Here is a 1,687-nt window from a genome sequence, read left to right as displayed (position 1 = left end):
CAGAGTGACTGGTCACTTAGTCAGAAAATATGATTTCATTTGGTTAACTACTTATAGGTGCTGAAGAGTTACAAAATTTGTTTAGCCTTTGATTTCATCATCTGCTGACAAGAGGTTGCAGCTTGAGGTTCTTTCCGCCTTTGCTCGATCATCAGGTAGCCTGAGTTCAGGTTTTTCACTTCTGATGGCGTTTTCTGGTCTTTGATGGCAACCCTTTTCCTGATGTTTGCATCAGTAAATCCGTCAGCTTTATTCATCAGGCTATCTATTTGGTGAGAACTTTTTAGATCTTTTAATTGTCCAAATGACTGAGCAATCATTTTATTGGAGCAATGTTTCTGGAGACCATATTACCGTGCTGATTGTTACTGATACGCCCCGTCTGATACTTCGTACCTGGCAGTTACAGGATGTCGATGCATATTCCGCCCTACTGGGTGAAACGCCGCTTGGCTCGTCAGATGCCATGGCGACAGAGCCCGGAAGCCTTGCAGAAACCGAGTTGTGGCGCTACCAGGCGGAATTGGATAAATGGGGGTGGTCCCGCTGGGCGGTGGTATTCAAAGAGAATAACCAGCTGATTGGCTACTGCGGGTTTTCTCCCTATGGCAAGCATATTGAGATGAGCTGGCGCTTTTTACCTGCATACCGCGGCCAGGGCCTGGTACTTGAAGCCGTTGAGGCAGTGACTAAGTTTGGGTTTAACCAGCTGGGCATGGAGGAGATTATTTCCTATACAACACCCAGTAATGAGTTTGCCCAAGGGGTCATGCAGCAACTGGGTATGAAGTTTGATCGTTTCGAGGGGTGGAGCACCTGTACGGTTGCCCGTTACCGCATACAGTCCCCAATATGAATCATTATTAATCTTCTGCTTTTATTCGCCCTGCCCATTGTCCTCCAGATTTTTCCGTCTTATTTTATTTTTTCATGCATTATTTTTTTGAACTCATGGGCAATAGCCGCACCGGCAGCCCCAGGTAGACGGGAGCAGGAAATTATCGTCTGGCTACAATCCATGAATCACGACCAGGGTACCCATTACTTTTCCCGTTTTCAGCAAGTCTCGAAAACGGTGCAGAAGTACTATTTTCTCCGTGGATGGCCTTTGTCAATTCTCTCGGAATACTCCACCCATAGCCCGGAGAGCTTGGGTGGAGATGGGTGGGGCCGCCAAGGTGGGGCCGCCAAGGTGGGGCCGCCCCGACCGCTTGGTGGTGGGAGGATGTCAAAATCTGCACATCTTGTGGAAGTGCTTACCACGGAGATCACTGCATTTTATTGGGGATATTTGCAGCAAATTCGTTGAACCCGCTCAGGGTAATACCTGCGAAGGGAACAACAGAAGAAAGTGCCGGATTACTAATGATGGATGGTCATGCTGTTTGCCTGCCATGTATTCCTTGATACCTAAAACCATTGTTTTACTTCAAATCAGGCAGCTTCTTGCTAACCTTGATGAGTTAACCGTTTATTCCTTTTCTTTGGCTTTCACCTGATACACCGGCAAGCCATAACAATAATAATGAATAAGGGATATTCACTGCCGGTAAATCTCAACTTCAGGGTATTCAAATGCGTGCTCCAATCGCTGACAGTCATTCACTTCTGGCAGAAGCCTGCCGCCCATTTCCTGCTTCACGGAAAATTTACCTCGTCGGTAGCCGTCATGATATTCGGGTAGGCC

At 47.2% G+C, this 1,687-nt stretch carries 2 protein-coding genes; one reads left to right on the top strand and one right to left on the bottom strand.

Annotated features, from left to right (window positions below; all coding sequences use genetic code 11):
• Positions 1-68: 68 nt before the first annotated feature.
• Positions 69-320, bottom strand: coding sequence for a hypothetical protein (locus tag KDK14_RS10905; RefSeq protein WP_257265137.1), 252 nt, complete (start codon positions 318-320; stop codon positions 69-71).
• Between the two features lie 35 nt (positions 321-355).
• Here KDK14_RS10905 and KDK14_RS10900 point away from each other — a divergent pair, with 35 nt between their 5' ends.
• Complete coding sequence (locus KDK14_RS10900) at positions 356-856, top strand: GNAT family N-acetyltransferase (protein ID WP_257265136.1); 501 nt, start codon at positions 356-358, stop codon at positions 854-856.
• The last annotated feature ends 831 nt before the right edge of the window (positions 857-1,687 follow it).

It is taken from the genome of Endozoicomonas sp. ONNA2 (assembly GCF_024606365.1).
In the GTDB taxonomy this organism is placed as follows: Bacteria; Pseudomonadota; Gammaproteobacteria; order Pseudomonadales; family Endozoicomonadaceae; genus Endozoicomonas.
The sequence above is the reverse complement of the archived record's forward strand: the minus strand, read 5'-3'. Positions and strand labels throughout refer to the sequence as shown.

Coding starts and splice junctions, on each gene's coding strand:
- KDK14_RS10905 (WP_257265137.1), bottom strand. CDS start 320: ATGATTGCTCAGTCATTTGGACAATTAAAAGATCTAAAAAGTTCTCAC.